Raw genomic sequence first — 5,274 nt, forward strand, 5'->3', positions numbered from 1 at the left:
GTTAATGCACTAAATTTCACGATAGCATTTGTGTCAGCTTTGAGGTTTTGAGATGTTGTCTCAAGCCATTCCGCCAACAAAAACGGCAACCAAACAAACTCATTGCTACCCAACACCAATATTTTTTTTGGCAATTGAGTGACATCAAAGCTGTCTTGACTATGGAAGCTTGCAAATGCAGCCTGAAAGCTCGAAAGATAGTTATTAAAGCCATCTGTGCTATTTAATGTGGGAAAACGTCCCCAGTTACCTGTAAATCCAAGCGCTTGACTACCAGCGGCAGTGGTATCAACCGATGGCATGGTGATAGGCTCTGGGTTGGGCGCGTCTGTCCATTGCCATGCGCCAGACAGTAAGTGATGGCGATGAAACTCAATACCAGTTAAGCGATCTGCCATACGCGCAGGCATAATATCATCTGTCTGCTGGTTTGTATTTTCTTGATCCAATGACCAATCAACCAAAGTCGTTAGATGTACTTGCTCTAGCTGAGTGAGCCCTGCAGCACGTAAAGCCGTGACGACATTGACACAAGTGTTGCCTGTTGAAGCTTCATCATCGACCATAATCAGCGTTTTGCTGGTAAGCAGCTGCTCTTGCGTGACGCTATCTGTACTTTGATAAATTAAATGCTGGCTGGCATGACTGTGATCTTCATTAAACGTTGTTAATAACGCTTCGGAGTTATTGTCACTATGCTGTGTGTGACGCGTAGAGTTTAGCAATAACGCATTTGGATAACGTGTTTGTAGCGCTTGATGCACGCCAGCGGATAGACCAACAGCGGTCTCTGCCATACCAATAACTAAAATTGGCTTGGGCAAATCGCTAGGAACTAAATTGGCCAAGTCAGTAAACGCATTTCGCATCGTTCTGGGTGCCACGGGGATATGACGGCCCAATACTTTGGAGACAAACAAAAACGCCCGTTTTGGATTAATACGCTGAGCAAAACCAAGCAGATCTTCTAATTGATAACTGTCGTTTTGTTTCAGGCTATTTTTGTTAGCCATTGAGTTGGTCTGATAGGTCAGATCAAGGGTGCCGCGAGGTAGGGTGATGCTGCGTTTATAGGTTTTGTTAGAAGTTATATCTTGATTTGTATCATTCATTATTTCTTGTTGTCCTATGTATTATCAGATTTTGTTTGTTGCTAGTGTTTACTTAGCTTTATGACGTACATAGAGCGTAGAGTTTACCGTTTTGGTTTCAAATATTCCGATATTTCTAATCATGCTAGAGAGTCTGGCATAACCGTAATTTTTAGGATCGAAATTTGGGTAGTGTGTTTTTATGGCGTTGCCAATCAAACCGAAATTCACCCAGCGCTCGTGGTCGGCTTTCGGGTGATCGATAATGGAAGCACGCAGACTATTTAATAATTTTGTATCACATTTTAGGCGACTCTCATTCCATGTTGACGTGACATTGCCGTTTGGTGCTACACTGGACATTGGCAATGTACCATTTTTTAGTTTAATAGAAATGACTTTGTTCACAGTACGGATGTCATATAACGCCATTGCTATAATTAATTCTGAAAACTTTGCATAGCCATATCTATCTAACTTGATATTTGTATGGTGTTGTTTAATCTGGCTGGCAAGATAAGATAAATTTGACCAGCCTTTGGCAGAATTTGGGTCTTCTTTTATCAGCTTGTTTAATATGCTAATAAGATGTGTCTGCTTTTGAAGTGCTTTGGTTGTCCATTTTTCGGGTGATGTTTTGGATTCGGCGACAGGCAGCAATGGTTTTGTCTTAGTATCAAAGCTAGGCGTGTCTTTGTGCTCGCTAATGGGCAGTGCTTTTGGTAAAGGTACTAGATCCTCCACGTAGTAAAAACTGTCACAGGCTTGTGTGAATGCTTTAACGGTCTGCTTTTTACCGAAACCAAAGACTTTGATACCATTTTTTCGTATGCGTAACGCCAAAGCAGTGAAGTCACTATCACTAGATACTAAGCAAAAACCGTCATAATGACCACTATGTAATAAGTCCATAGCTTCAATAACTAGACCAATATCAGTCGTATTTTTACCTTTAGCATAGGCGAAATGTTGTATTGGGTCGATAGCGTGTTTTAAGAGTGCTTCTTGCCAACCTTGAATATGTACATTGCCCCAGTCACCATAGACTTTTTTGCAAGTAACATTACCGATACTCTCTATCTTACGTAAAATATAATTAATGTTATTAGCTGAAGCATTATCGGCATCGATAAGAACGGCTATGTTGTTGAGTTTCATTGATATAACAGTCCTTGATTAATACCGTTTTTCTTTTGATCTTATCATTGTAGTATGTCGTTAACCCTGACAGCCTACCAGCCATAATGCACTGCGACTTTGCTTGCTCAGTTGCGGCGTGGTCAGAAGCGTGGCGCTTGACGAATCAGCCTTACTCTCCAAACTGATCCCAGCGCTCGCAATTAAGGCAGATAATAACTGAAATTTCACCGCATAGTTCATGTTTTGGGCGTGTTCATGAACGAGACTGGCAGTCACCATGCCGATGACCTCACCGGTTGGTAGTAGTAAAGGACTACCACTAGAGCCAGGCTGAATGGGTGCGGTAAACTGAAGATAACGAATATCATCGTTTAAGCCCGTTAGCCCTGAGATACAGCCTTGTGTGACTTGTAGTTGACTGCTTAGCCCTGATAATGGAAATCCTAATGTAGTAATGGTCTCACCCAATATGTCACTGCATTGCTGTGCCAATGGTATATGGCTGGGCAGGGGGTCACTGACTCTGATAATAGCGGAGTCGCTACCGATATCACTGAGCACGACTTGTGCCTCGCGATCAGGCTGACCTTGCTGGCGTATGCCAATCATTTGAGCGGACTCAATCACATGATAGCAGGTGAGCAAGTGGTGCGGATCAATGGCAAACGCCGTCCCTGTCCATGTCTCACCTGCCTGCACGTGACGAGGCGGACGCATTTCATTGTGAGGGCAGGCTTGCTGTTGCTGTGCTGCTTGGATACGTGCATGTGTGTTGGGTGGACGAACATCAAGACTGACTTGTACTCGCTGCTCAAGACTCGTCAAACCTTGGGTCGAAGCTTCGTCAAGCGCCCGACATTTAAACTGTCCATTCCGCTGATATATCTCTAATATAATCGCAGCTTTGACGTGGCGTTCGCGCGCTGTAAAGTCGTAGCGAAGTGCGCCATCATTCAGTGTTAAGCAAACATTGCTTAGCTCAACCGCAGGCAAGTTCAGGCTAGGCTCATCGTAAGCATAAGCAATCAGCTGTAAAAAATGCACACCTTGTTGCTCAAACAATTTGGGTAGATTAAGCTGCCATTTGCTTGGGTTATTGGCATCATCTATCGTTGCCCAGTCTTTGGGCTCATGTAAATAAGCAGGGCTACAAACAGCCTGACGATTGGCATCTAATGGCAACCAAAGTAGCCCAAGCTGCTGTCCAAACTTAAGCGGAGAAGTGCTAGAAAATGCGACCGAGCAGCGCACGTCTGCGATAACAGCATTAGCGCCTAACACGAGTGTGGTCTGTGCTGTCATCGTCTACCTTTTATTGGATATATACTCGGTTGTCAGTCGTTCTTTATGTTGCCTGCTTATTTTTACTTATTCAGCAGTATCTTCAATTTTCACGCTGACCATAATAGAGCGTACTTGACAGGGCGTTATTTGCTGTATGATATCAGTCAATTGTGGCTTATCGGTCAAGCCAAGCCAATAGCCAAATCCGACCTGTGTCAAATCCACATCGCTATGCGTTGTGTAACCAATACCACCAGACGGGCGGCTATTGATCTCAAGCACACGGTGCTGACCGTCATCATCAGCTTTGGTCTGCACACTGACGATACCGTCACAGCCAAAGGCTTTAATCAATGGAATCACCACATCCATGACGGATTGCTCATAGCCAATATGCTGGATTTTGCCGGTTTTATAACGCGTGACGGCGGCCAAGACCTCACCGTATTCGCAGACCACATCGATAGAGTATTCCTGCCCTGATAGATAAGGCATAAGCAGCATAGGAATAGGGCGCTCACGTACCATTAGACTGTTGGTATACGCATTGATAAACTGCGCGGTATTGATTTTTTTCTCTTCGGTAAAGTACAAATGCTCAAAACTATCGTAGTGTTCATCAGGTTCTTTACCTGAGTCCAAGCGCCAAAATCCTTGAGCAAAAATACCAACAACTGGTTTGACACATAGGGGCTGATGACCGTGTTCGGCAAGTAATGCTTCCAGCTCTGTCACATTATCAAAGCGCCAAGCATCAGCGACAGGGATATTGTGTTGGTGACACTGCTGCATAAAGGCAAACTTATCTTCGATCGACTCTAGTGCTGCTACGCTGGTTGCGCCTGTAAGCAAACGAATACCAGCGGCATCAAACGCCTCACGATGCGCTTCATAATCGACCCCATTGCGCCCCGTTAATAATACTTTGACGTTGTGCTCTTTGGCGTGTTCCAAGACGAATTGCCAGCGAGGTATAACAGGCTCAGTTGTCTCTTGTGCCTCATCCTCTATGGCTGCTTTTTCTGGATATGGTTCGCGATAGACCCTATCAGCAAATTCAAAAATCTCAGGTCGGTTATGACGGTGTGAGGCAATAATATTAAAAGGGGTGCTAGATTTGCTTTTTAAGTTCTGTAAGCTCTCTAACATATCGCGCTGGCTGGATTGACCCTCAGCTAACCAAGCAGCTATTGATGTGGAGTGGACGCTATCGTTAGCAAGGTTAGTCATAATTCTCTCAGCGTTATTATCATATGTAGGGAGTTGGATGAGTGGATACGGTTATTGAAAACTGGCGGCAGTATAGTCAAAATTTGATCATTCAGCAGCATATATTATATACAAATGGCACAGGTTATAAATGCCCCTGATGAAATAGGCAAAAGGATTTGTAAGAGTGATCTTGTAGCTAGTAGCGCGGTTGGTCGGTTTAAAATGTTCATAATATTCATGCTACTATATGACGATAGTGAGCATGCCAATGACAACAACGACAACATAATAAAGAATCTAAAGGACGTATGATGAATCAACCTCAGCAACTGATCGCAGGTGCCAATGCACCATTACCAACTGATAATATTAGTGTCCGCATCTTAAGCCAAAACGCCATTGATTGCGCCGCTTATCGTCTGACGACTGATGGCAAAGTACGCGGCGATGGTGACATGATATTTTATGGTCAGAAACGTAGCGATGATGGCAATGTTAGTTTTCGTGGTCACGACAGTGACGGATTTTTTGATATCAATTTGCCCGC

The 5,274-nt window shown here is 43.9% G+C and carries 5 protein-coding genes; 1 reads left to right on the top strand and 4 read right to left on the bottom strand.

Features of this window, described 5'->3' with window-relative positions:
- The 4 genes from B3V51_RS02870 to B3V51_RS02885 form a co-directional block, all read right to left on the bottom strand.
- On the bottom strand, positions 1-1,112 hold a 1,112-nt coding region (locus B3V51_RS02870), incomplete at its 3' end, for a phosphoribosyltransferase domain-containing protein (protein WP_286707924.1).
- A gap of 48 nt (positions 1,113-1,160) precedes the next feature.
- A complete protein-coding gene (locus tag B3V51_RS02875) occupies positions 1,161-2,249 on the bottom strand; it encodes an NYN domain-containing protein (protein WP_071001916.1) in 1,089 nt (362 codons plus the stop codon).
- 60 nt (positions 2,250-2,309) lie between these two features.
- Positions 2,310-3,533, bottom strand: coding sequence for a S1 family peptidase (locus B3V51_RS02880; protein WP_071001915.1), 1,224 nt, complete (start codon positions 3,531-3,533; stop codon positions 2,310-2,312).
- 66 nt (positions 3,534-3,599) lie between these two features.
- The gene (locus tag B3V51_RS02885) at positions 3,600-4,745 is read right to left on the bottom strand and encodes an ATP-grasp domain-containing protein (protein ID WP_284719529.1); all 1,146 of its coding nucleotides are present in this window, start codon (positions 4,743-4,745) and stop codon (positions 3,600-3,602) included.
- Positions 4,746-5,038: 293 nt separating this feature from the next.
- On the opposite strand from B3V51_RS02885, the gene B3V51_RS02890 reads away from it, so the two are divergent.
- A partial coding sequence (locus tag B3V51_RS02890; RefSeq protein WP_286707925.1) for a TerD family protein occupies positions 5,039-5,274 on the top strand: 236 nt, incomplete at its 3' end.

It is taken from the genome of Psychrobacter sp. UBA2514, from assembly GCF_002341255.1.
Taxonomy (GTDB): domain Bacteria; phylum Pseudomonadota; class Gammaproteobacteria; order Pseudomonadales; family Moraxellaceae; genus Psychrobacter; species Psychrobacter pacificensis.

Bases quoted from the DNA above. Each gene is read 5' to 3' on its own strand.
- B3V51_RS02875 (WP_071001916.1), bottom strand. From the start codon at position 2,249: ATGAAACTCAACAACATAGCCGTTCTTATCGATGCCGATAATGCTTCA.
- B3V51_RS02880 (WP_071001915.1), bottom strand. From the start codon at position 3,533: ATGACAGCACAGACCACACTCGTGTTAGGCGCTAATGCTGTTATCGCA.
- B3V51_RS02885 (WP_284719529.1), bottom strand. From the start codon at position 4,745: ATGACTAACCTTGCTAACGATAGCGTCCACTCCACATCAATAGCTGCT.